Origin of the sequence: Nonomuraea sp. 10N515B (assembly GCF_052245915.1) — a bacterium.
In the GTDB taxonomy this organism is placed as follows: Bacteria; Actinomycetota; Actinomycetes; order Streptosporangiales; family Streptosporangiaceae; genus Nonomuraea.
In genome coordinates, this window is record NZ_JBQQBQ010000040.1 from 55,109 (window position 1) to 77,305 (window position 22,197).

A 22,197-nucleotide genomic window follows, 5' to 3' on the forward strand; every position below is an offset into this window, starting at 1 on the left:
TAGGACCCTGGTCCTACTCTCCAGGGTGGATCAACGCCGCCTCGTAGGCGACGATCACGGCCTGCGCCCGGTCCCTGACACCGATCTTGGCGAACAGGCTCGTCACGTGGTTCTTGACGGTCGAGGGGGAGACGGACAGGTCGGCGGCGATCTCCTGGTTCGACCGGCCGCGGGCGATCAGGACGAGGATCTCCCGCTCCCTGTCGGTCAGCCCGGCCAGCCGGGCGGGCAGCGCCCGCGGCCGGGAGGCGCGGACGAAGGTGCCGATCAGCCGGGTCAGCAGGCGCGGCGCGACGGCCGACTCGCCGCGGTGCACCACGCGCACGCCCTCGATCAGCTCCTCGGGGGAGACGTCCTTGGGCAGGAACCCGTCGGCGCCCGCCCGGAGCGCCGCGACCACGTTCTCGTCCAGGTCGAACGTGCTCAGCGCGAGCACCCGCACCTCGGGCAGCTCCGCGGTGATCAGCTCGGTCGCGCGCACGCCGTCCAGATTCGGCATGTGGAGGTCCATCAGCACCACATCGGGGGTGAGCCGCCTGCTCAGGTCCACCGCCTCCGCGCCGTCGGCGGCCTCGCCGACCACGCTCAGGTCGGACTGGGCGTCGAGCATGAGTCTGAACCCCTTGCGCACCAGCTCGTGGTCGTCGACGAGCAGGATCCTGATCATGCTCCCTCCAGTGGGATGCGGGCGTGCACCCGGAAACCGCCTTCTGGACGCGGGCCCGTGGACAACTGGCCGCCGCATAATGCCACGCGCTCGGCCATGCCGCCGAGTCCGAACCCCGGCGCGCCGTCCTGCTTCGCCAGACCGTCGTCGACCACCTCGACCTCCACCGCGCCCGGCTCGTACGCCAAGCGCACGCTGGCCCTGGCGCTGACCGCGTGCTTGCGGGTGTTGGTCAGCGCCTCCTGCACGATGCGGTAGACGGCGTGGTCCACGGTCGCGGGCAGCTCGACGGGCTCGCCCGCCACCGTCAGGCTGGCCGGCAGGCCCGCCGACTTCGCCTCCTTGATCAGCACGGGCAGTCGCGCCGCGCCCACGCCCGTCGCGGCGCCGGGGCCGTCCCCGCCGTCGGCCCTGAGCACGTCCAGCAGGCGGCGCATCTCCGACATCGCCTGACGGGCGGTCTGCTCCGCGCTCTCCAGCGCGTTCCTGGTGACCTCCTGCTCGGGCGGGAGCGTGGCCCGCGCGCCGCCGACCAGGGCGTTGATCACCGTGATGTGGTGGGCGACCACGTCGTGCAGCTCCCTGGCGATGCGCCGCCGCTCCGCGCGTACGGCGGCCTCGGTGGCCTCCCGCCTGCTGCGCTCGTTCAGCTCGGCCCTGAGCCGGACCAACTGCCCGACACCGACCGGGACGCCCACCCCGATCAGCGCCGCCAGCCAGCCGCCCTGCGCCCGCCAGAACAGCTCCATGGTCGTCGCGTAGGCGGCGAAACCGGCCACTGAGACGATCGCGGTCGGCCGGCCGGTGGTGTAGCGGCCCACGCTGTAGAACGCGATGGCCGAGGGTGCCGTGACGAACAGGACGGACTGCGCCACGATGCCCACGCAGTCGAGCACGGTCACCAGAGCGGCGGTCACGAGGGGCCGCCGGCGCCGCACGAGCAGGGGCAGGACGCTCAACTGGTAGAGCGCCACGATCAGGGGCGGCGACGGGACCTCCCCCTGGACGGCCATCCCCTGGACGACCATGGCGATGGCGGCCGCGACCGTCGGGAGGGAGAGCACGATCACGAGCGTCGTGTCGAAGACCCGGGGGCGGCGGAACCAGCGAACGATCTTCATGAAGGTTCGTGCCACGCGCACGTTACGACCCTAAAGCACCCGGGCTACAACGAGGTGTCTGCGCTGCGGTAACGTCGGCGCAAGGCCAGGGAGCACAGAGGGGTTGCGCATGAGCCGGTCGGCACGGGTGATCTGGGACGACGCTCTCATCTCCTACAATTTCGGCCCCAGTCATCCGCTGGCCCCCGTGCGGGTGGAGCTCACCATGGCGCTCGCCCGCGAGCTCGGCGTCCTGGACAAGGTCGAGATGGCCGGCTGCGGCCCGGCAAGCGACGACGAGCTGTCCATGATCCACAAGCGCGACTACATCGAGGCCGTCAAGCGGGTGTCGGTCTCAGGCCGGCCCGATCTCGGCTGCGGGCTGGGCACGCCCGACAATCCGGCCTTCATGGGGGTGCACGAGGCTTCGGCGTTGATCGCGGGCGCCTCTCTTGCGGCCGCCCGCGCGGTCTGGGAGGGCACGGCGGAGCACGCGGTCAACATCGCCGGCGGGCTGCACCATGCCATGCCGGCCGTGGCCAGCGGCTTCTGCGTCTACAACGATCCCGCGCTGGCCATCGCCTGGCTGCTGGCCCAGGGCGTAGGCAAGATCGCGTACGTGGACGTGGACGTGCACCACGGCGACGGCGTGCAGGCGATGTTCTACGACGACCCGCGGGTCCTGACGATCAGCCTGCACGAGAGCCCGCGCACGTTGTTCCCGGGCACCGGGTTCCCCGAGGAGACCGGCGCCGACGGCACGGCCGTCAACGTGGCGCTGCCCGCGGGCTGCGGCGACGCCGGCTGGCTGCGGGCCTTCCACGCGGTGGTGCCGCCGCTGCTGCACGAGTTCAGGCCCGAGATCCTGGTGACCCAGCACGGCTGCGACAGCCATGCGCTCGACCCGCTCGCCAACCTGATGCTGAGCGTGGACGGCCAGCGCGCGGCGTACGCCGCCCTGCACCGCCTGGCGCACGAGACGGCCGGCGGGCGGTGGATCGCCACGGGCGGTGGCGGATACGAGCTGGTCCAGGTCGTGCCGCGGGCGTGGACCCACCTCATCGCCGAGCTGGCCGGACACCCCGTGGATCCCGCCACGCCGACCGGCCAGGAGTGGCGCAGGTTCGTCAGGGAGCGCACAGGTGAGACGCCGCCGCTCACCATGACCGACGGCCGGAGCCCGGAATTTCACGACCTATCCGGTGGTTATGACCCAGCGGACCCCATTGACCGTGCGGTCATGGCGACCCGGCACGCGGTGTTCCCCCTGCACGGCCTCGACCCCCTGCCCTAGCGAGGAAAGAGCTGTGCTGAGCCGCGACCAACTCCGCGAGCACCTCGTCCGCAGCCGCATTGCCGGCGACGTCGCGACCTCCCGCGAGAACAACCTCGACCACTACAGCTCGCTGGCCAACGGCGATGATTACTACAAGCTGGGGCTGACGTTCGACCAGCCGTGGTCCTACCGCGACATCCTGGCGCTCATGGCCAAGTCCGCCGGCGTGGTCGCCGACGCCGGGCACCGCTGGGGCCAGGACACCATCGATCCCGACCTGACGATCGACGCCGTCGACGCCATGGCCGAGCGGATCGCCGCGGTGTTGTCGCGGCCGAGCCCGCGCGTGTTGTTCGCCACCGGGCATCCGACCGGGCTGCTCGCCATCCACCTGCCGCTGGCCGCGCTGCTGGCCGGGCACGGCGCCGAGCTGCTGACGCCGGGCGAGGGATGGGCGTATGCCGGGTCGGCCTTCGGCCGCCCGCGCCACATCCGCTACCTGCAGGACATCGCGATGCTCGACGACAGAGGCGGCTTCGTGCACAGCCACGACGCCGCGCCCATGCGGCACATGCTCGGCGAGCTCGACGGGGAGCTGCCCGACCTGGTGATCGCCGATCATGGATGGGCGGGCGCGGCCGGGGAGGCCGGCGTGCCGACGGTCGCGTTCGCCGACAGCAACGACCCCGGCCTGTTCGTCGGGGAGGCGGAAGGCAAGATCGACGTGGTCGTGCCACTCGATGACAATGTGCTGCCCCGCTATTACGCTCCGCTGACCGACAGACTGGTCACTCAGGTCTCACGAGCCCTTTGAGTCGAATTCGGCCCTCCCGATACCGTCTTTTCGCGCCTGCATTCCAAGAGGCTCGCTGTCCCTTTGCCAACTTTTGACGGGGCTCCGGCGACTCTTATGTGTGGCAACTTGGACAGTTCCAACGTCCGAGTCTGGTGCTCGGCCCGGCAGCTGGCCAGCAACTTTGCTGGTTCGGCTGACAGGTGGCTCCGTCCAGAGAGAAAATAGGGGGTTTGCCGAGTCGGAGTCCCGACTTACGCTGACGGCAGTACACGTGCGTGAGCAATGGCACCAGTGGGGATAACCCGGAAACACGTGCGGAAGAGGCGTCCGATGGGTGCAGGCGAAAGACCTCTCAGCGAGGTGAAGTTCCTGACCGTCGCAGAAGTGGCGACGGTCATGAGGGTGTCCAAGATGACGGTGTACCGGCTCGTACACTCCGGCGAGCTCCCGGCCATCAGGGTAGGCCGGTCGTTCAGAGTGCCCGAGCAGGCGGTCCACGACTATCTGCGGGAGGCCTACATCGAGGCAGGTTGACGTAGCGACGTGAATGGTCACGCCGTGAGTGCTGTCGCGGGAGAGGCCCGGCCGCGGCGAGAGACACGGCCGGGCTCTCGCCCCCCCAAGGGGCGATCTACGGTGGATCGCCGGTAGTCTGTGAGCCGGTGTGCGCTCGCACTCCGATTCAGACTTGCTACCAGCACCAGGGGGTCCCGTGGGCTCTGTTATCAAGAAGCGCCGCAAGCGGATGGCCAAGAAGAAGCACCGCAAGCTGCTCAAGAAGACGCGCATCCAGCGGCGTAACAAGAAGTAACGAACGCAGCTGCGAGGCGCTGATGACCCACACCGTGCTCGTCACCGGGGTCTCGCGCCACATCGGCGCCCGGGTGGCGAGTGTTCTGGCTGCGGACCCGGACATCAGCCGTGTCATAGGAGTCGACACCGTGCCGCCCCCCTCGCTGACGCGGGACGGCGGCGACTCCCTCGGCCGGACGGAGTTCGTCCGGGTCGATCTGCGTAGCCCCGACATCGCTCAGGTGATCGCGGCCGCGGACATCGACACTGTTGTGCACATGAGCCTGGTCAGCGCTCCCTCGCGGAGCGGTGGCAGGGCTGCCATGAAGGAGCACAACGTCATAGGCACCATGCAGCTGCTCGGGGCCTGCCAGCGGTCGGCGACCGTGCGGCGCGTGGTGGTCCGCTCCACCACCGCCGTCTATGGCTCGTCGCCGCGGGATCCGGCGGTGTTCACCGAGGACCTGGAGCCGCACGACGGTCCCAGCCACGGCTACGCCAAAGACGCGGTCGAGGTCGAAGGCTACGTACGCGGTTTCGCCCGGCGCCGCCCCGACGTGACGGTGTCACTGCTGCGCTTCGCCAACTTCATGGGTCCAGGCGTGGACTCGCCGCTGACGCGTTACTTCACCCAGCCGGTGCTGCCGACCGTGTTCGGCTTCGACCCACGGCTGCAGTTCGTCCACGAGGACGACGCGGTCGAGGTGCTGCGCCGGATGGCGAGCGAGGATCACCCCGGCACGTTCAACGTGGCCGGGGTCGGCGTGCTGCTGCTGTCGCAGTGCGCCAGGCGGGCGGGGCGGCTGTCGCTGCCACTGCTCTCGCCCGCGTTCAAACTGCTGGGCAACACCGCGCGCCGGGTCGGGCTGGTCGAATACTCGCCCGAGCAGCTCAGACTGATGAGCCATGGCCGCGCTGTCGACACCTCCAGGCTGGAGGCCGAGCTCGGCTGGAAGCCCAAGTTCACGACCGGGGCGGCCTACGACGACTTCTTGCGTTCCCGGGGCCTGCACCCGTTCGGAGGTGTGCCGAGTTGAGTGTTCCCAGCGAAGAGGACGACGCGCGGGTGATCCCGATCAGCGCCGCGCCGTCCTTCGAGCAGCCGGATCCTGAGCCCCTGGCCAAGCTCCTGGCCTTCGTCCGCAGGCGGGTCAGCGGCGACTACGAGGTCGACGAGTTCGGCTACGACGCCGAGCTGACGGACAAGGTCTTCCTCGAGCTGGTCAGGCCCCTCTACACCCGCTGGTTCCGGGTCGAGACGGTCCAGCTCAAGAACGTGCCCGAGGAGGGTGGCGCCCTGGTCGTCGCCAACCACTCGGGCACGCTGCCGCTCGACGCGCTGATGCTCCAGGTGGCCATGCACGACGACGTGGGCAGGCCGCTGCGGCTGCTCGGCGCCGACCTGGTCTACCAGCTGCCGATGCTCAGCCACCTGGCCCGCAAGACCGGCCACACGCTGGCCTGCAGGGAGGACGCCGACCGGCTGCTGCGCAAGGGCGAGCTGGTCGGGGTGTTCCCCGAGGGCTTCAAGGGCGTCGGCAAGCCGTTCTCCGAGCGCTACAAGCTGCAGCGGTTCGGCCGCGGCGGATTCGTGGCGTCGGCCATCCGCGCCGGGGTGCCGATCCTGCCCACCGCGATCGTGGGCGCCGAGGAGATCTATCCGAAGATCGGCGATCTGAAGTTCCTGGCCAGGACGCTCGGCCTGCCTTACCTGCCGATCACGCCGTTCTTCCCGCTGCTCGGCCCGCTCGGGCTGCTGCCGCTGCCGTCCAAGTGGATGATCGAGTTCGGCGAGCCGATCCGCACCGACGAATACGAGCCGTCGGCGGCCGACGATCCGATGCTGGTGTTCAACCTCACCGACCACATACGCGAGGTGATCCAGCAGATGCTCAACGAGCTGCGGCTGCGCAGAGGCCACGCCTTCCCGCCGTTCCTGTAGTGCAACCGGTGGGGTGTCCCCGGTGTTCTCCGGGCGATTCGTCGTAAACACCGAACGACATCCCCATGGATCTCGAGCTTTCCGGCCGCGTCGCCGTCGTCACCGGCGCGTCCAAGGGCATCGGCCTCGCCGTCGCCCGAACCCTGGCCGACGAGGGCGCGCACGTGGTCGCCGCCTCCCGTACACCGGTCGACGCCAAAGCGACGCACGTCGCGGTCGACCTCATGGACCCGCAGGCGCCGGCGCGGGTCATCGCGCGGGCGGTGGAGGAGTTCGGCGGCGTGGACATCCTCGTCAACAACGCCGGCGGGCCGCCGCCCGGGGTGAGGTTGCCGCGGGTCGGGTTCATGACGCCCGGCGACGCGGACTGGCAGGCGATGTTCGAGTTCAACCTGTTCGCGGCCGTACGCATGATCCGCGCCGCCGTGCCCGTCATGATCGAGCGGGGCGGCGGCTCGATCATCAACATCTCCAGCGGCTCGGCCCGGCAGCCCGGGGCCATCAACGTCGACTACGGCGCGGCCAAGGCGGCGCTCAATCACGTCGGCAAAGCCGTGTCGGAGGAGTTCGGCACGCAGGGGATCCGGGTCAACACGATCGCGCCGGGCCCGGTGCTCACCGACTGGTGGACCAAGGACGGCGGGGCCGCCGAGGTCATCGGGGGCATGGCCGGGGCTGCCAAAGAGGACGTCATCGCCCAGGTCGCGCCTGACATGATGAGGCTGCTCACCGGACGTCTGGTGCACCCGCAGGAGATCGCGGACATGGTCGCCCTGCTGGCTTCGCCGCGCTCGGCCAGCACGACCGGCGCCGAGTTCGCCGTCGACGGAGGCTTCCTGAAGGAGCTGTGAACCCTTGTGGCGGGTTGAGGCAAGACATCGGTGACCGATCCCCCTACAGAAGGGCGGAGATGATCCTTCAACCCGCCACCCGGGGTGCGGACGCGGAGCTCGTATGCGCCTCGTGGACCGACCCCGAGGTGTTCGCCGAGCTGTTCGACCGCTACTCCGCCATGCTCTACCGGTACGTCTCCAAACGGCTCGGCCCCGAGCCCGCGGAAGACCTCGTCGGCGAGACGTTCCTGGTCGCCTTCTCCCGCAGGAGGAGCTACGACCTGGCCTACGAGGACGCCCGGCCGTGGCTCTTCGGCATCCTCACCAAGCTCATCTCCCGGCACCACCGCAAGGAGGCCGCCCGCTACCGCGCCCTCTTGCGTGCCCCTGTCGACTCCGACATCGAGTCGCCCGCCGACCGGGTGGCCGCCGGCGTGACCGCTCAGGCCGTACGCGCCGAGCTGGCGGGCGCACTGGCCGCCCTGCCCGCCAAGGACCGCGACGTCCTGCTGTTGATCGCCTGGGGCGATCTCACGTACGAGGAGGTCGCGCAGGCGCTCGGCATCCCCATAGGAACCGTGCGCTCCCGCCTCAACAGGGGCAGGCGGAAGGTACGTGCCGCGCTCGGCGACGCCAACCCCATGGAGGAGGAGTGACGATGGACGACCTGAAGCTGCTCCGCGACCTCGGCAGGGAGCTGGAGCACGAACCGCCCGCGACGCTCGTCCGCCAGCGGGACCGCCTGCTGCGGGCCCGGCCGCGGCGCCGGTGGGCAGGCTGGTGGACCGCCGGGCTGGTGGCTGTCGCCACGGCCGCCGCCGTCGCCGTGCCCACCGTGCTGATCGCCGACCGGCACACCGCCGCGCCTCCTGCCGGGTCGCAGGCCGTGGACATGAGCGGCACGCGTAACGTTCTGGTGATCGGGTCGGACACGCGGGAGGGCGAGGGCAACGCTCCCTATGGCCCGCGGTCCACCGGAGCGGGGAAACGGTCCGACACCATCATGATCATTCACGTGCCCGCCGACCGGGGCAGGGCCACGGCCGTCAGCGTGCCGCGCGACTCGATGGTGGCGATTCCGGCCTGCTCGGGGCTGTCGGCGCGGACGGACATGATCAATTCGGTGTACAACAAGGGCGGGGCCGCCTGCCTGCGCAGGACGCTGGAAAAGCTGACCGGGCTGTCCATCCAGCACACGGTGGAGGTGGACTTCGCGGGCTTCAAAGGCATGGTGGACGCGCTCGGGGGAGTGGAGGTCACCGTGGCCCGGGCCGTGGACGATCCGAAGGCGAAGCTGAAGCTGCCTGCCGGGAAGGTCCTGCTGAACGGGGAGACGGCGCTGGGGTACGCGCGGCTACGGTATGTCGGCGATGGGTCGGACATCGGGCGGATCAAGCGGCAGCAGCAGCTCGTGCTCGCGATGGTGAAGAAGGCCGGCGCGGCCTTCGCGGACGCCGACCGGCTGAAGGCCTTCCTCGGTGCGCTGCGGAAGGCGGTCAAGACCGACCTGAGCTTGGAGGCGATGTACGAGCTGGCGGGCGAGCTGTCGAAGACCAAGATGGATGTGGTGACGGTCCCGTGGGAGCCGTACACACGCGACAACCACCGCCTCCAGTGGAAGCAGCCGGAGGCCGGTGAGCTGTTCAAATCGCTGAAGTGACGCGACCCGCCCGCCGCCCGCCGCCCGCGGCGGGCCGGGCGGGGTGCGGGGAGGCTCAGCGCTGGGTGCGGTAGTGGCGGCGCAGTGCGATGGCGGCGGCTACGCCGCCGGCCACGGCGCCCACGCCGGCGGCGATGGGCAGGGCCGTCAGAGTCGCCTTGCGCCCGGTGCGGAAGTCCTTGATGGGCCAGTCGTGTCTCCTGGCGTGCTCGCGGAGCTCGCTGTCCGGGTTGATGGCCACCGCCTGGCCGACCAGCGACAACATCGGCAGGTCGTTGGCCGAGTCGCTGTAGGCGGTGCAGCGGGTCAGATCGAGGCCCTCACGACGGGCCAGCGCCCGGACCGCCTCGGCCTTGGCCGGTCCGTGGAGGAGGTCGCCGACCAGCCGACCGGTGTAGATGCCGTTGCTGGTCTCGGCCACCGTGCCGAGCGCGCCGGTCAGCCCGAGGCGCTGCGCGATGACCCTGGCCAGCTCCACCGGCGTGGCGGTGACCAGCCAGACCCGCTGCCCGGCGTCCAGGTGGGCCTGGGCGAGCGCCCGGGTGCCGCCCCAGATGCGGTCGGCCATGACCTCGTCGTAGATCTCCTCGCCGAGGCGTACGACGTCGTCGACCTTGGCGCCGGCCACGAACGCCAGCGCGGTCTCCCGCGCCACCGCGATGTGCTCGGGGTTTTCGTTGCCGCGCAACCGGAACACCGCCTGCCCCACGGCGAACTTGAACAGGTCGGACGTGGTGAACATGCCGCGTGTGGCAAGCCCTCTGGCGAAGTGGTAGATCGAGGCGCCGCGCATCATCGTGTTGTCGACGTCGAAGAAGGCCGCCGCCTGGAGGTCCGGCTCGACCGGGGCGACGGCGATCGCCGCTTCCGCCGCGGCCTCGCCGGCGGCCTCGGGCTCCACCTCGTGTCGTCGTCGGATTAGCCGCCACATGAGCGCCAGCTTACAGAGCTACCCGGGCGCGGCCAGACCTTCGATGTAGTGCAAATAGCCCTCCGCTTGGGTCTGCTGATCCTCGCTGAGCTGCGGGAGCATCGGCCCGACGACCTCTTTCTGGTCGCGTGCGAATTTTTCGATCTTCGGTGAGCGCGGCTCGGCCCGCTTCAGCCGGCTGATGCCCGACCGCGTGGACTTCTCCATCTCGGTGAGCGTCTCGCCGACCAGCGTGCCGTCGGAAGAGCCGAGCAGGGTGGCGACCTCCTTGGCGCGGGTCTTGGCCGAGTCCAGCTCCCGCTCGCCGCGTTCGGCGTCGTCGGAGCTGAGGCGTACGAGCGTGCTCTCGGCGGCGCGCTTGAGCGGGTAGAGCGAGTCCCCCGGCACCGCCTGATAGGTGGCGAACGCCGAGATCATCATGGCCGCCGCCAGCCCGAACGTGGCCAGATGGGACAGCAGGGGCCGCCGGCGTGCCGGGCGGCGGCGAGCGTGCTTGGGCGCGGCGGGACGCGCCCGCTCCGCGGTCAGGGCGCCGGAGAGCAGCTCCGCGCGCAGCCGGGCGCGGAAGGATGGCTCCGGCGCGCCGCCGATGGGCAGCCGGCGCAACTCCGTGAGGTGCTCGAGCACGCGTTCCCGCCGTCTGCGCGCCCTACCCATGGCAGCTCCCGTATGGCCGTGACACCTGCCTAACGAGGGGTGGAGGGGGGAGGTTACGCCAGGTCGTGCTTGAGCGCCCGGGCGAGCGCGCGTACGGCACGGAACTGCAGCGCTTTGATCGCTCCACTCTTCTTCCCCATGATCAGTGCGGTTTCCGCGAGCGAGAGGCCGTGCAGGAAACGCAGGACCACGCATTCCTGCTGCTCAGGATTGAGATCTCGGACGGCACGCAGCACCCGGTCGTTGATGATGGCCGTGACCACGGCGTTCTCCGGAATGTGCGAGCCGTCGAGCGGAACGTCGATGATCTCCCCGGTGGGGATTTCGAGCCGGTAGCGGCCCGACTTGAAGTGATCGGTCACCAGGTTCCTGGCGATGGTCACGAGCCAAGCGCCGAAGTCCCGGCCTTGCCAGGTGAAGTCGGCGATCCTGCGCAGCGCCCGGAGGAAGGTCTCGCTGGTCAGGTCCTCGGCGAGCTGGTGAGAGCCGACCCGGAAGTAGATGTAGCGATAGACCAGGTCCACGTAGCGGTCGTAGAGCGTGCCAAAAGACTCCGTGCATCCGTCCTTGGCGAGCATCACGAGCGTGCGTACGTCGTCGGGCGCTCGTCCATCGCCGGGCACTGCCGCGCCCGGCTCCTCTGGGCGCACGGCGAGCTCGCCCGTCGGGGCAGGTCCAGCGACCGCTGGCGCGAGCAGCCCGGCGAACGGCGGCGAGTCAGGCATCCGGTATCCCTAGGGGTAAGGGGTGCGGCGTGCTCGAACACTCTAGAAATCAACCGGAAATTTCACAATCCGCTGAGTGCATGCATGACTACCTGTAATCGGCGGATACGGTGTAGGCGCGCGGTCCCCTACCTGCGGTGAACCGTTCAACTCGGCTCACGTCGTCGTACCTGTTCCGTCATCGGCTACCGGCAGGGAGGCATCCTCCGGCAGCATTGGAGTCACCATGGAGATCCTCGTTGCTGTCATAGGTCTTGCCGGTGCGCTCCTCGCCGCCTTCGCGGCTGGTGCCTTGATCAGACGGCTGCGCGACGAGCCAGAGGGATGGTTGATCGCCTGGACCGTCGCGGCCGTGGCGCTGTGCCTGTCACTGGGTGTGATCGCGGTCGGCTACCTCATGGGGTTCGGGTCGGTCACGTTCCGGCTTTATCAGGTGACGGGATCGATGCTGGCGCCGCTCTGGCTGGCCGTCGGCATGATCCAGCTGCTGACCGAGCGGGTGCCGCCGCGGTTCCTCGCGTGGTTGATGGGCATCGCGCTGACCATCGTCGCGGGCACGATCATGATCATTGACCCGCTGAAGTCGACCGAGATGGGCAAGACGCTGCCCGCGAGCTCGAGCTTCTGGAATCTCGTCCCCAGCTACCTGCTGATCGGCGTGCACGCGGTCGCGGTGCTGATCATGCTGGCGATGCTCGTGGTCGCGGGGCTCAAATGGCGCAGCGGCGACGAGTACGACACCGACAACCTGCACGCGTCCCTGGTCATCGTCCCGTCGGGGATCGCGCTCGTCGGCGCGATGAGGTTCACGGTGCCGCCGCTGTTCACCACGGCGCTGCTGGCCGTGGCCGCCGCGGCGATCTGGTACACCGTGCTGCGGCCGCTGGCGCCGTACGAGGACGACGATGAGGACGACTTCGACGACCAGCGAGGAGCCCCTGTGAGGCAGGAATCGCCGATGCCGGCCGGTGGCCGTTCCCAGCGGGGGCGCGCGGCCATGCCGGAGCCCGTGCCGGCGGCGGACCTGCCGCCGGGCCCGCCGCGCAGGCCCACGGGGCTGGGCGATCTGGTGGCCGAATACCGGGCGGGGGACCAGCAGGTCGACTACGCCGCCCGCATGGTGCCGCCGTCCGGCGCCGGCCCCTCGACCGGTTACATCATGAACGGCGCCCCACCCCAGCCGGCGCCACCCCAGCAGGACCTGCCGCCCCAGCGCGCCGACTACGCGATGCCGCCCGGTCCGCCGCCGTCGGGCCCGGCCACCGGGATGTTCTACACCGGCTCCGACGTGTTCTCGCCCGCCCCGCCCCAACCTCAGCCCCAGCAGCAGCCCGGCTCCAGCAAGCCGTCACCGAACATCTACGGCCTGCTGACCGTGTTCACGATCATGGACGGCGCGGGGGAGGCGTTCGACCGGCTCGCCGAGGCGACGGTGGAGGCGGTGCGCCGCGGCGAGCCCGACACGCTGGTGTACGTCTGCCACGCCGTCAAGTCGGCGCCCCTGCAGCGCATCGTCTACGAGCTCTACCGCGACGAGGTGGCCTACCGCGACCACCAGCGCCAGCCGCACGTCGAGAGGTTCGTCAACGAGCGGCAGTCCATGGTGCTGGCCACCAACGTCATCGAGCTCAACATCAACGCCGCGAAGGTCGTGCCCCTGCCGACGGCGATGTTCTGAGGATTCAGGCGGAGAGCGCGGCGCGCAGGCGGCCCTCGTCGACCCGCCAGAAGTCGTGCTGCACGCCGTCGATCAGCGTCACCGGGATCATCTCCCAGTATTTCTCCCTGAGCTCCTCGGAGGTCTCGATGCTGACTTCCTCCCAGGGCACGCCGAGCTCGCCGGCCACCCTGGCGATGACCTCGCGCGCGTCGTCACACAAGTGACAGCCGGGTTTTCCGATGAGCGTGATGCGGTGCATAGGGCAACCGTACTCCGGTTACTTTGTGCATCGGTTCACAAAGGGATTAACCTGAAAGACGGTTCGATTCCATCACGCGGTCCCCAAGCCGCCCGTCCCCTGGAGCTCCGGCACGTGAAGAGCCCGTCCCAGCCCCGTGACCGCGGCATCCCCGAGGCGACAGTCGCCCGGCTCCCGCTGTACCTGCGGGCGTTGCACGGGATGGCCGAGCGGGGCACCGCCACCGTCAGCTCCGAGGATCTGGCCGTGGCCGCGGGGGTCAACTCCGCCAAGCTTCGTAAGGATCTGTCACATCTCGGCTCATACGGCACCCGGGGCGTAGGCTATGAGGTGGAGTACCTCGTCTACCAGATCTCCCGCGAGCTCGGGCTGACGCAGGACTGGGCGGTCGCGATCGTCGGTGTCGGTAACCTCGGCCGCGCGCTGGCCAACTACGGCGGCTTCGTCTCCAGAGGCTTCCGTGTGGCGGCGCTGGTCGATGCCGACCCCGAAGTCGTGGGCGACACCATCGCGGGGTTGAATGTGGAGCACATCGACGAACTGGAAGCCGTCATCAAACGGCGTGGAGTCTCGATCGTGGTGCTGGCGACACCGGCGGAGGCGGCGCAGGAGGTCTGCGAGCGCGTGATTGCCGTAGGCGTCACCAGCATCCTGAACTTCGCGCCGGTTGTGCTTTCTGTCCCGGATAGTGTCGATGTCCGTAAGGTCGACCTGTCAATCGAACTGCAGATTCTCGCGTTCCACGAGCAACGCAAAGCTGGGGGGCCACTCATGGCGGTGGACAGTCAATGAGTGTTCTGACGATCGGACTCAGCCACCGGACCTCTCCGGTGGCCCTTCTCGAGCGCGTGTCGATAACGGGCGACGCGCTCGTCAAGCTGCTGCACGACCTGCAGGAGGACCCCTGCGTGGCCGAGGCCATGGTGGTCTCGACCTGCAACAGGGTCGAGGTCTACGTCACCGTCGACCGCTTCCACCCCGCCGTCAACGCCGTTGCCGGCCTCCTGGGCCGGCACTCGGGCGTCCCGGTCGAGGAGCTGACGCCGCACCTCTACGTGCATTACGAGGAGCAGGCGGTCGAGCACCTGTTCTCCGTCGTGTGCGGGCTCGACTCCATGGTCGTGGGCGAGGGCCAGATCCTCGGCCAGGTCCGTCTGGCGCTCAAGCTGGCGCAGCGCCGGGGCACCGTGGGCGCCACCCTCAACGACCTGGTCCAGCAGGCGCTGCGGGTGGGCAAGCGGGCGCACACCGACACCGGCATCGACCAGGCCGGCGCCTCCCTCGTCACCGCGGGCCTGGCGCTGGCGGGCGAGCTGGCCGGGCTGCGGGTGCTGGTGGTCGGCGCCGGCTCGATGAGCTCGCTGGCCGCCGCCACGCTCGTGCGCGCGGGCGTGACCGACATCGTGGTGGCCAACCGGACGTACGAGCGGGGCGCCCGGCTGGCCGAGAAGGTCGGCGGGCGTGCGGTGGAGTTCTCCGCCGTGGCGCGTGAGCTCGCCGAGGCCGACCTTGTGATCACGTGCACGGGCGCGGGCCGCCACATCATCACGCCTGACATGCTGAGCCGGCCGGCCTTCCTGCTGGACCTGGCGCTGCCGCACGACATCGACCCCGCCGTGCGCGAGGTTGCCGGCGTCACGCTGGTCGACCTGGAGACGATCCAGGAGTCCGGCATCGGCTCGCAGGAGGGCGACGCGGTCCCGTCCGTACGCGCCCTCGTCGCCGAAGAGCTGCGGGCCTACCTCGACGCCGAGCGGGCCGCCAAGGTCACTCCGACCGTGGTGGCGCTGCGCAGCAAGGCCGCGGGCGTGGTCGAGTCCGAGCTGGGCCGCCTGCTGATGCGGGTGCCCGACCTCGACGAGCGGTCCAGGGACGAGGTCGCGATGACCGTGCAGCGGGTCGTCGACAAGCTGCTCCACGAGCCGACCGTGCGTGTCAAGCAGCTCGCCTCCTGCCCAGGAGGCGATCATTATGCGGAAGCGCTGCGTGAGTTGTTCAATCTGGATCCGAAGATGCCCGAGGCCGTGAGGGAGGTGGAGCTGTGAGGTTGGGGACCCGCAGGAGCCTGATGGCCACCACGCAGTCGCAGATGGTGGCCGACGCCTACACCGAGCGCACCGGGCGCTCGATCGAGCTGGTGGGCGTCACCACGTTCGGCGACGTCACGAAGGCCCACCTCGCCCAGCTCGGCGGCACGGGCGTGTTCGTCACCGCACTGCGTGACAAGCTGCTCGAAGGCGAGATCGACTTCGCCGTGCACTCGCTCAAGGACCTGCCGACCAAGCAGGACCCGCGCTTCACGCTGGCCGCGATCCCGGCCCGGCACGACCACCGCGACGCGCTGGTGGGGCCGCACAAGTTCGCCGACCTGGCGCCCGGCGCCCGGGTCGGCACCGGCTCGCCGCGCAGGATCGCCATGCTCAGCGCCATGCGCCCCGACCTGGAATACGTCCCGATCCGCGGCAACGCCGACACGCGCATCGGCAAGGTGGCCTCCGGCGAACTGGACGCCGTCGTGCTGGCCTCGGCCGGCCTGACCAGGATCGGCCGCGCCGCGGACGTCGCGCAGATCTTCGAGATCGAAGAGCTGCTGCCCGCGCCCGGCCAGGGCGCGCTGGCCGTCGAGTGCCGCGCCGACCGCCCCGACCTCATCGAGTTCCTCAGCGTGCTCGACGACCCGCGCACCCGCTCCGCGGTGACCGCCGAGCGTGAGGTGCTGGCCGCCCTGGAGGCCGGCTGCGCTGCTCCAGTGGGTGCTTTCGCGCTCGATGACGGGCACACTCTGAACTTGACCGCCACGGTCGTCGCCATCGACGGCCGTGAAGCGGTCCGCAAGTCCGCCGCCGGCTCTCCTTCGGAGGCTGTTAACCTGGGCCGCCGCCTCGCGGCCGAGATGATCGCCGAAGGGGCCGACAGATTGATGGGGGAGCATTCCCATTGAGCTCCGATAGTCCAACCTCCGGTTTCGTCGCGTTCGTGGGCGCGGGTCCCGGCGATCCCAATCTGCTCACGCTCCGCGCCGCCGAGCTGCTCGCCAAGGCCGACGCCGTGGTGCTCGGCGAGGAAGCGCACCGCCCGCTACTGCGCCACTGCCACGAAGGCGTCCAGGTCGTCGAGGACGACGACCTGAGGGACAAGATCGTCAAGCGCGCGATGAGCGGGCAGGTCGTGGTACGCCTGTGCGCGGGCGACCCCATGCTGTTCTCCTCGATCACCGAGGAGGTCGCGGCCTGCGCCACGGCGGAGGTGGACTTCGAGATCGTGCCCGGCGTGCCGCCCGCGACCGCGGTGCTCACCTACGCGGGCATCCCGCCGGCGACGGCCGTGCCCGAGTTCAGGATCGTGGACGCCGCGCAGGAGCAGGACTGGGCCCAGCACGCCGCCTGCCGCGGCACCCTGGTCATCTACCACGGCATCGGTGACGCCGTCGCCATCGGCAAGGCCCTCATCGCCGGCGGCAAGCCCGACACCACGCCGGTCGCGGTCAGCAGTGGCGGCACCACGACCGAGCAATACACCGTCGTGTCCTCGCTCGGCAGGCTCCAGGCCGATCTCAAGCACGCCGGGTTCACCGAGCCCGCGCTGATCGTGGTCGGCGAGGCTGTCGGGCTGCGGGACAAGCTGTCGTGGTTCGAGACCAAGCCGCTCTTCGGCTGGCGGGTGCTGGTTCCCCGTACCAAAGAGCAGTCGCGCAGCCTGTCCGAGCAGCTCGTCGCCTACGGCGCGGTGCCGGAGGAGGTGCCGACCATCTCGGTCGAGCCGCCCCGCACGCCGCAGCAGATGGACCGCGCGATCAAGGGCCTGGTCACGGGCCGCTACGAGTGGGTGGCCTTCACCAGCGCCAACGCGGTCAAGGCCGTACGCGAGAAGTTCGAGGAATACGGCCTCGACGCACGGGCCTTCGCCGGGCTCAAGGTGGCGGCCGTGGGCGATGCGACCGCGCGGGCCCTGGTCGAGTTCGGGGTCAGGCCGGACCTGCTGCCGTCGGGCGAGCAGTCGTCCGAGGGGCTGGTGGCCGAGTGGCCGCCGTACGACTCGATGCTCGACCCGATCAACCGGGTGCTGCTGCCACGGGCCGACATCTCGACCGACACGCTGGTGGCCGGGCTCACCGAGCTGGGCTGGGAGTGCGACGACGTCACGGCGTACCGGACCGTGCGGGCCGCGCCGCCGCCCGCGCCCATCCGCGAGGCGATCAAGGGCGGCGGCTTCGACGCCGTGCTCTTCACGTCGTCGTCCACCGTGCGCAACCTGGTGGGCATCGCGGGCAAGCCGCACAACGTCACCGTGATCGCGGTCATCGGGCCGCAGACGGCCAAGACCGCCGAGGAGTTCGGGCTCCGGGTCGACGTCATGTCCGACAAGCCATCCGCATCCGCCTTGGCCGCCGCACTGGCCGAGTACGGTGCCAAGCAGCGCCAAGCGGCGTTGGCCGCGGGAGACACCCCGCGCAAGCCCTCGCAGAACCGCCGGGGCGCGAGAAGGAGACTCAGATGAGCGCGCGATTCCCGGTCGCCCGGCCGCGGCGGCTGCGCCGCAGCCCCGCGTTGCGGCGGATGGTGGCGGGCACCCGGCTGCACGCCGCCGACCTGATCCTGCCCATGTTCGTCAAGGAAGGCATCACCGAGCCGCAGCCGGTGGCCTCCATGCCGGGCGTGGTGCAGCACACGCGCGACTCGCTGCGCAAGGCCGCCCACGAGGCGGCGGAGGCCGGCGTGGGCGGGCTGATCCTCTTCGGCATCCCCGCCGTCAAGGATGCCCGCGGCTCGGCCGCCGACGACCCCGACGGCATCCTGCAGGTCGCGCTGCGCGACGTGAACGCCGAGGTCGGCGACTCCATCGTGGTCATGGCCGACACGTGCCTCGACGAGTTCACCGACAACGGGCACTGCGGGATCCTCACCCCGTCCGGTGACGTGGACAACGACGCCACGCTGGAGCGCTACGCCTCGATCGCGGTGGCCCAGGCCGAGGCCGGGTCGCAGATGGTGGCGCCGAGCGGGATGATGGACGGCCAGGTGGGGGCGATCCGTGCGGCGCTGGACGGCGCCGGTTACGGCAATATCCCGATTTTGGCCTATACCGCCAAGTACGCGTCCGCCTTCTACGGGCCGTTCCGCGACGCCGCCGAGTGCGCGCCGCAGTTCGGCGACCGCAGCACCCACCAGCAGGACCCCGCGGGGCCGCTGGAGGAGGCACTGCGCGAGGTCCGGCTCGACCTCGCCGAGGGCGCCGACGCCGTCATGGTCAAGCCGGCGCTGGCCTACCTCGACATCATCGCCCGCTTCCGGGACGAGGTGGACGTGCCCGTGGCCGCTTACCAGGTGAGCGGCGAGTACGCCATGATCGAGGCCGCGGCGGCCAACGGCTGGGTGGACCGGGAGCGGATGATCATGGAGTCGCTGGTCGCGATCAAGCGGGCCGGGGCCGACCTGATCTTGACGTACTGGGCCACCGAAGTGGCGCGGCGTGTCTGATTGGCGAGCCTCCGCTCGCGTACCTCGATGGATGTCCTCGCTTCGCTGCGGATCCATCGAGGTCTGACCGGCAAGCTTCCGCACGCGTACCAAGGGGTTTCCCGTCAACTCCTGTGGCCTGTGCGTTAGAGTGCGATAACAAGTGCTGGTGTGTCCCGCGTGTGCTTAAGTCCGCCCGGAGCCGGGACCTCCTCAGGCGCGCGAGGGATTGTGACGGGAGACACCAATGGTGGGGGTACCACTGGCTCGGCGTACCAAAAAGCGGCCGCGACCGACGCGCATCAGCGCCGTGCTCGAATACGCGGCCATGGGCTGGCCCGTGGTGCCCGGCGCCCATCCGCTTCGGAACGGTCCGCGCGCGTGCTCCTGTGATCGGCTCGGTTGTCCCGACCCGGGTGTCCACCCGCTGTCTCCCGCCTGGTCGCTCCAGGCCACGACGGACCCCGCGCAGCTCACCCGATGGTGGCAGGCCGAGCCCGAGGCCGGTGTGATTCTGCCCACGGGACGTGTGTTCGACGTCTTCGACGTACCGCTCGCCGCCGGCCTGTCGGCCCTCACCAGGATCGACGCCGCGGACGCTCACTCTGGCCCGGTCGCCGCAAGTGGCGACCGGGTCTTGTTTTATGTCGCCACGCGGGGCAATCCGGAGGACGAGGACGAGTGGTGGTCCTGTCACCTGGACTGCGGTCCGGCGACCATCGAGGACACGCCGGGGTTGCGGTGGCACTGCCGCGACAGCTACGTCCTCGCGCCGCCGTCGATGCTTCCCAGCGGCCAGCCCGTCACGTGGCTGCGGCCCCCGGACGGGCGGCCCTTGCCTGACCCGCTGCGCATCCTGGAGTGGCTCGCCGACTGATTCAGAATCGGCGGATGTCGCGGTGCTCGACCTCGGTCATGACCTTGGCCACTGTGGCGAAGTCGTCGTCCACGTGCAGCGCTGTGAGTCCGTGGTGCACAGCGGTGGCGCACAGCAGGAGATCGACGATGCGTAGCGGTTGCGTGGTGATCCGGTCGGCCCATGTCTCGATCCGTCTGACTCGCGCGACGTACTCGCGACTAAACGTTATGCACCTAGCCGTCATAGCGCGTGCTGGGGCGGGGAGCGGGATGGGTCGGGACTAACCTGGGTCGGGTGAGCCGTACTCAGAACTCCGAGGACCTATTCGCCCGCGCCCGCCAGATCGTGCCCGGGGGCGTCAACTCGCCGGTGCGCGCGTTCGGGGCGGTTGGGGGGACGCCGCGTTTCATGGCCGAGGGGCAGGGGCCCTACATCACGGACGTGGACGGCAACCGCTACGTGGACCTGGTGTGCTCATGGGGGCCGATGATCCTCGGCCACCGGCACCCCGCGGTGGTTGAGGCCGTGTCGAACGCGGTCGCCCACGGGTTCTCGTACGGCACGGCCACGCAGGGCGAGGTCGAGCTGGCCGAGGAGATCGTCGCCAGAGTGGCCCCCGTCGAGAAGGTGCGGCTGGTCAGCTCGGGCACCGAGGCGACGATGAGCGCGGTGCGGCTGGCTCGCGGCTTCACCGGGCGGTCCAAGGTGATCAAGTTCGCCGGCTGCTACCACGGGCACGTGGATGCGTTGCTGGCGGCGGCGGGGTCCGGGGTGGCGACGTTCGGGCTGCCGGACACGCCGGGCGTGACCGGGGCGTCGGCGGCTGACACGATCGTGTTGCCGTACAACTCGATCGAGGCCGTCGAGGAGGCCTTCTCGGCGGCCGACGTGGCGTGCGTGATCACGGAGGCGTGTCCGGCGAACATGGGGGTCGTCCCGCCGCGTGACGGGTTCAACGCGCGACTGCGCGAGCTCTGCACGGCCAACGGGGCGCTGCTCATCGTGGACGAGGTGCTGACGGGCTTCCGGGTCTCGTCCGCCGGCTGGTACGGGCTGGACCCGGTCGAGGCCGACCTGATGACGTTCGGGAAGGTCATGGGCGGCGGACTGCCGGCGGCGGCGTTCGGCGGCCGGGCCGACGTCATGGCCAATCTCGCGCCGGAAGGCCCCGTCTACCAGGCGGGGACGCTGTCGGGGAACCCGCTGGCGTGCGCGGCCGGGCTGGCGACGCTTCGTGCGCTGGACGAGGCGGCCTACGAGCGGGTTGACGCCGCGGCGCTCGCGGTCGGGCAGGCCGCCTCGGAGGCCCTGGCCGCGGCCGGGGTGCCGCATCGGCTGCAGCGGGCGGGGAGTCTGTTCTCGATCTTCTTCACCGAGGCCGAGGTGACGAACTTCGACGAGGCCAAGACGCAGAACACCGCCGCGTTCACCGCGTTCTTCCACGCGATGCTGGACCAGGGTGTCTACCTGCCGCCGTCGGCGTACGAGGCGTGGTTCCTGTCGGCCGCACACGACGACGAGGCGATCAACCGCGTCGCGGAAGCACTTCCTGCCGCCGCGAAGGCGGCTGCTGCCGTTCTTTAACCCGGGTGCCGGCGTAGAGCACGCCGGCGACGATGAGGGCCGCCGCCAGGAGCTTGAGCCAGGTGAGCGGCTCGCCCGTGACCAGGGCGGCTGACGACATGCCGAAGACCGGAACGAGCAGCGTGTACGGCGCCACGGTCGAGGCGTCGTAGCGGCGTAGCAGCCATCCCCAGACGCCGAAGCCCCCCAGTGTGGAGACGAACGCGACGTAGAGGAGGGACAGCCAGCCCTCTAGGGGTGAGGCCAGCGTCGGCACGCCCTCCAGCCACAACGACAGGAGGAGGAGTGGCGGGGCGGACAATGCGCTGACCCAGACCATGAAGCGGAGGGAGTCCGGAGGGGCAGCGCGGCGTTGGATGACGTTGCCAAGGCCCCAGGCGGCGGCCGCCGCCACGCATAGGGCGGAGGCGCCGATCGGGCCGGAGACGCCGAAGTCGAGTGCGACCAGGGCCAGCCCGCCGAAGGCGATGGCCAGCCCGAGCACGCGGCGGGCGGTGAGCCGCTCCCCGAGCAGCGTCACCGCGAACACGACGGTGAAGAGGGCCTGCATCTGCAGGACGAGTGAGGTGAGCCCGGCCGGCATGCCCGCTCGCATGCCCACGAGCAGCAGTCCGAACTGGCCCACCCCGATGGTGGCCGCCACCCCGGCGACCCAGCGCCAGGGGACCCCGGGGCGCCCCACGATGAGCAGGGCGGGGAACGCCGCCATGGCGAACCTGATCCCCGCGTACAGCAGGGGCGGGAAGTGCCGCAGGCCCACCTGCATGACGACGAAGTTGAAGCCCCAGACGGCCGCGAGGCCGACGGCGAGGGTGAGGTGGCGGGGGCGCACTCAGCGAGTGGGCTTCTGGTACCGGATCCGCTGCTCGCGCGCCTGCTCGGCGAGCACCTTCAGGTACGAGGTGGAGCCCGACTGCTGCTTCTTCGACTTAATGATTCGCATGCATATATTTTCATCCACTTCAGATTGAAGGACAAGCGAGACTTTCTACGCTAAACC

25 protein-coding genes are annotated in these 22,197 nt (G+C 70.0%); 17 read left to right on the plus strand and 8 right to left on the minus strand.

Annotated elements, in window-relative coordinates; translation table 11 throughout:
- Window positions 1-13: 13 nt before the first annotated feature.
- The gene (locus ACTWQA_RS40495; RefSeq protein ID WP_443164205.1) at window positions 14-667 is read right to left on the minus strand and encodes a response regulator; all 654 of its coding nucleotides are present in this window, start codon (window positions 665-667) and stop codon (window positions 14-16) included.
- Window positions 664-1,809 carry a sensor histidine kinase gene (locus ACTWQA_RS40500; RefSeq protein ID WP_443164206.1) on the minus strand — a complete coding sequence of 382 codons (1,146 nt, stop codon included), beginning with the start codon at window positions 1,807-1,809 and terminating at the stop codon, window positions 664-666. The genes ACTWQA_RS40495 and ACTWQA_RS40500 overlap by 4 nt, the downstream gene beginning before the upstream one ends.
- Window positions 1,810-1,897: 88 nt before the next feature.
- Between ACTWQA_RS40500 and ACTWQA_RS40505 the strand changes: the two genes are divergently transcribed.
- From ACTWQA_RS40505 to ACTWQA_RS40545, 9 genes are all read left to right on the plus strand, one after another.
- Entirely contained in the window at window positions 1,898-3,061 is a 1,164-nt protein-coding gene (locus ACTWQA_RS40505; RefSeq protein ID WP_443164207.1) for an acetoin utilization protein AcuC, read from the plus strand.
- 13 nt (window positions 3,062-3,074) lie between these two features.
- A complete protein-coding gene (locus ACTWQA_RS40510) occupies window positions 3,075-3,857 on the plus strand; it encodes a phosphatase (RefSeq protein WP_305914391.1) in 783 nt (260 codons plus the stop codon).
- A gap of 312 nt (window positions 3,858-4,169) precedes the next feature.
- Window positions 4,170-4,373: a helix-turn-helix domain-containing protein gene (locus ACTWQA_RS40515; protein ID WP_026214222.1), complete on the plus strand. Its 204-nt coding sequence runs from the start codon at window positions 4,170-4,172 to the stop codon at window positions 4,371-4,373.
- Between the two features lie 178 nt (window positions 4,374-4,551).
- Window positions 4,552-4,650, plus strand: a complete 99-nt coding sequence (locus tag ACTWQA_RS40520) for a 30S ribosomal protein bS22 (protein WP_018654693.1) — start codon at window positions 4,552-4,554, stop codon at window positions 4,648-4,650.
- A 22-nt stretch (window positions 4,651-4,672) separates the two neighbouring features.
- The gene (locus ACTWQA_RS40525) at window positions 4,673-5,668 is read left to right on the plus strand and encodes an NAD-dependent epimerase/dehydratase family protein (RefSeq protein ID WP_305914392.1); all 996 of its coding nucleotides are present in this window, start codon (window positions 4,673-4,675) and stop codon (window positions 5,666-5,668) included.
- Window positions 5,665-6,573, plus strand: coding sequence for a lysophospholipid acyltransferase family protein (locus ACTWQA_RS40530; protein ID WP_442942056.1), 909 nt, complete (start codon window positions 5,665-5,667; stop codon window positions 6,571-6,573). The genes ACTWQA_RS40525 and ACTWQA_RS40530 overlap by 4 nt, the downstream gene beginning before the upstream one ends.
- Before the next feature lie 65 nt (window positions 6,574-6,638).
- On the plus strand, window positions 6,639-7,424 hold the full coding sequence (locus ACTWQA_RS40535) for an SDR family NAD(P)-dependent oxidoreductase (protein ID WP_443164208.1): 786 nt from the start codon (window positions 6,639-6,641) through the stop codon (window positions 7,422-7,424).
- Between the two features lie 59 nt (window positions 7,425-7,483).
- Window positions 7,484-8,062, plus strand: coding sequence for an RNA polymerase sigma factor (locus ACTWQA_RS40540; protein WP_443164209.1), 579 nt, complete (start codon window positions 7,484-7,486; stop codon window positions 8,060-8,062).
- A gap of 2 nt (window positions 8,063-8,064) precedes the next feature.
- Window positions 8,065-9,066 (plus strand): LCP family protein, encoded by a 1,002-nt coding sequence (locus ACTWQA_RS40545; RefSeq protein ID WP_443164210.1) that lies wholly within the window; start codon window positions 8,065-8,067, stop codon window positions 9,064-9,066.
- Between the two features lie 55 nt (window positions 9,067-9,121).
- Here ACTWQA_RS40545 and ACTWQA_RS40550 read toward each other — a convergent pair whose 3' ends face one another.
- From ACTWQA_RS40550 to ACTWQA_RS40560, 3 genes are read right to left on the minus strand one after another with little or no spacing between them, the layout of a single operon-like run.
- Complete coding sequence (locus tag ACTWQA_RS40550; protein ID WP_443164211.1) at window positions 9,122-9,997, minus strand: HAD family hydrolase; 876 nt, start codon at window positions 9,995-9,997, stop codon at window positions 9,122-9,124.
- A gap of 18 nt (window positions 9,998-10,015) precedes the next feature.
- A complete protein-coding gene (locus ACTWQA_RS40555; protein ID WP_443164212.1) occupies window positions 10,016-10,654 on the minus strand; it encodes a DUF5667 domain-containing protein in 639 nt (212 codons plus the stop codon).
- 53 nt (window positions 10,655-10,707) lie between these two features.
- Window positions 10,708-11,379: a sigma-70 family RNA polymerase sigma factor gene (locus tag ACTWQA_RS40560; RefSeq protein WP_443164213.1), complete on the minus strand. Its 672-nt coding sequence runs from the start codon at window positions 11,377-11,379 to the stop codon at window positions 10,708-10,710.
- A 226-nt stretch (window positions 11,380-11,605) separates the two neighbouring features.
- Between ACTWQA_RS40560 and ACTWQA_RS40565 the strand changes: the two genes are divergently transcribed.
- Window positions 11,606-13,057: a putative quinol monooxygenase gene (locus ACTWQA_RS40565; RefSeq protein WP_443164214.1), complete on the plus strand. Its 1,452-nt coding sequence runs from the start codon at window positions 11,606-11,608 to the stop codon at window positions 13,055-13,057.
- A 4-nt stretch (window positions 13,058-13,061) separates the two neighbouring features.
- Here ACTWQA_RS40565 and ACTWQA_RS40570 read toward each other — a convergent pair whose 3' ends face one another.
- A complete protein-coding gene (locus ACTWQA_RS40570) occupies window positions 13,062-13,298 on the minus strand; it encodes a glutaredoxin family protein (protein ID WP_327586325.1) in 237 nt (78 codons plus the stop codon).
- A 114-nt stretch (window positions 13,299-13,412) separates the two neighbouring features.
- Here ACTWQA_RS40570 and ACTWQA_RS40575 point away from each other — a divergent pair, with 114 nt between their 5' ends.
- The 6 genes from ACTWQA_RS40575 (at window position 13,413) to ACTWQA_RS40600 (ending at window position 19,631) form a co-directional block, all read left to right on the plus strand.
- A complete protein-coding gene (locus ACTWQA_RS40575; RefSeq protein WP_443164215.1) occupies window positions 13,413-14,090 on the plus strand; it encodes a redox-sensing transcriptional repressor Rex in 678 nt (225 codons plus the stop codon).
- Window positions 14,087-15,343, plus strand: a complete 1,257-nt coding sequence (locus ACTWQA_RS40580) for a glutamyl-tRNA reductase (protein ID WP_443164216.1) — start codon at window positions 14,087-14,089, stop codon at window positions 15,341-15,343. The genes ACTWQA_RS40575 and ACTWQA_RS40580 overlap by 4 nt, the downstream gene beginning before the upstream one ends.
- Window positions 15,344-15,366: 23 nt before the next feature.
- Complete coding sequence (gene hemC, locus ACTWQA_RS40585) at window positions 15,367-16,239, plus strand: hydroxymethylbilane synthase (protein ID WP_305914403.1); 873 nt, start codon at window positions 15,367-15,369, stop codon at window positions 16,237-16,239.
- A complete protein-coding gene (locus ACTWQA_RS40590; protein ID WP_443164217.1) occupies window positions 16,236-17,795 on the plus strand; it encodes a uroporphyrinogen-III synthase in 1,560 nt (519 codons plus the stop codon). Before hemC ends, ACTWQA_RS40590 begins: the two co-directional genes overlap by 4 nt.
- Window positions 17,792-18,775 (plus strand): porphobilinogen synthase, encoded by a 984-nt coding sequence (hemB, locus tag ACTWQA_RS40595; RefSeq protein WP_443164218.1) that lies wholly within the window; start codon window positions 17,792-17,794, stop codon window positions 18,773-18,775. Before ACTWQA_RS40590 ends, hemB begins: the two co-directional genes overlap by 4 nt.
- Window positions 18,776-19,001: 226 nt before the next feature.
- Complete coding sequence (locus ACTWQA_RS40600) at window positions 19,002-19,631, plus strand: bifunctional DNA primase/polymerase (protein ID WP_443164219.1); 630 nt, start codon at window positions 19,002-19,004, stop codon at window positions 19,629-19,631.
- 1 nt (window position 19,632) lies between these two features.
- Here ACTWQA_RS40600 and ACTWQA_RS40605 read toward each other — a convergent pair whose 3' ends face one another.
- Window positions 19,633-19,857 (minus strand): PIN domain-containing protein, encoded by a 225-nt coding sequence (locus ACTWQA_RS40605; protein WP_443164220.1) that lies wholly within the window; start codon window positions 19,855-19,857, stop codon window positions 19,633-19,635.
- A 50-nt stretch (window positions 19,858-19,907) separates the two neighbouring features.
- Between ACTWQA_RS40605 and hemL the strand changes: the two genes are divergently transcribed.
- Window positions 19,908-21,197 (plus strand): glutamate-1-semialdehyde 2,1-aminomutase, encoded by a 1,290-nt coding sequence (hemL, locus tag ACTWQA_RS40610; protein ID WP_443164221.1) that lies wholly within the window; start codon window positions 19,908-19,910, stop codon window positions 21,195-21,197.
- Here hemL and ACTWQA_RS40615 read toward each other — a convergent pair.
- Window positions 21,139-22,029, minus strand: a complete 891-nt coding sequence (locus tag ACTWQA_RS40615) for an EamA family transporter (RefSeq protein WP_443164222.1) — start codon at window positions 22,027-22,029, stop codon at window positions 21,139-21,141. The genes hemL and ACTWQA_RS40615 overlap by 59 nt on opposite strands.
- Window positions 22,030-22,197: the final 168 nt, after the last annotated feature.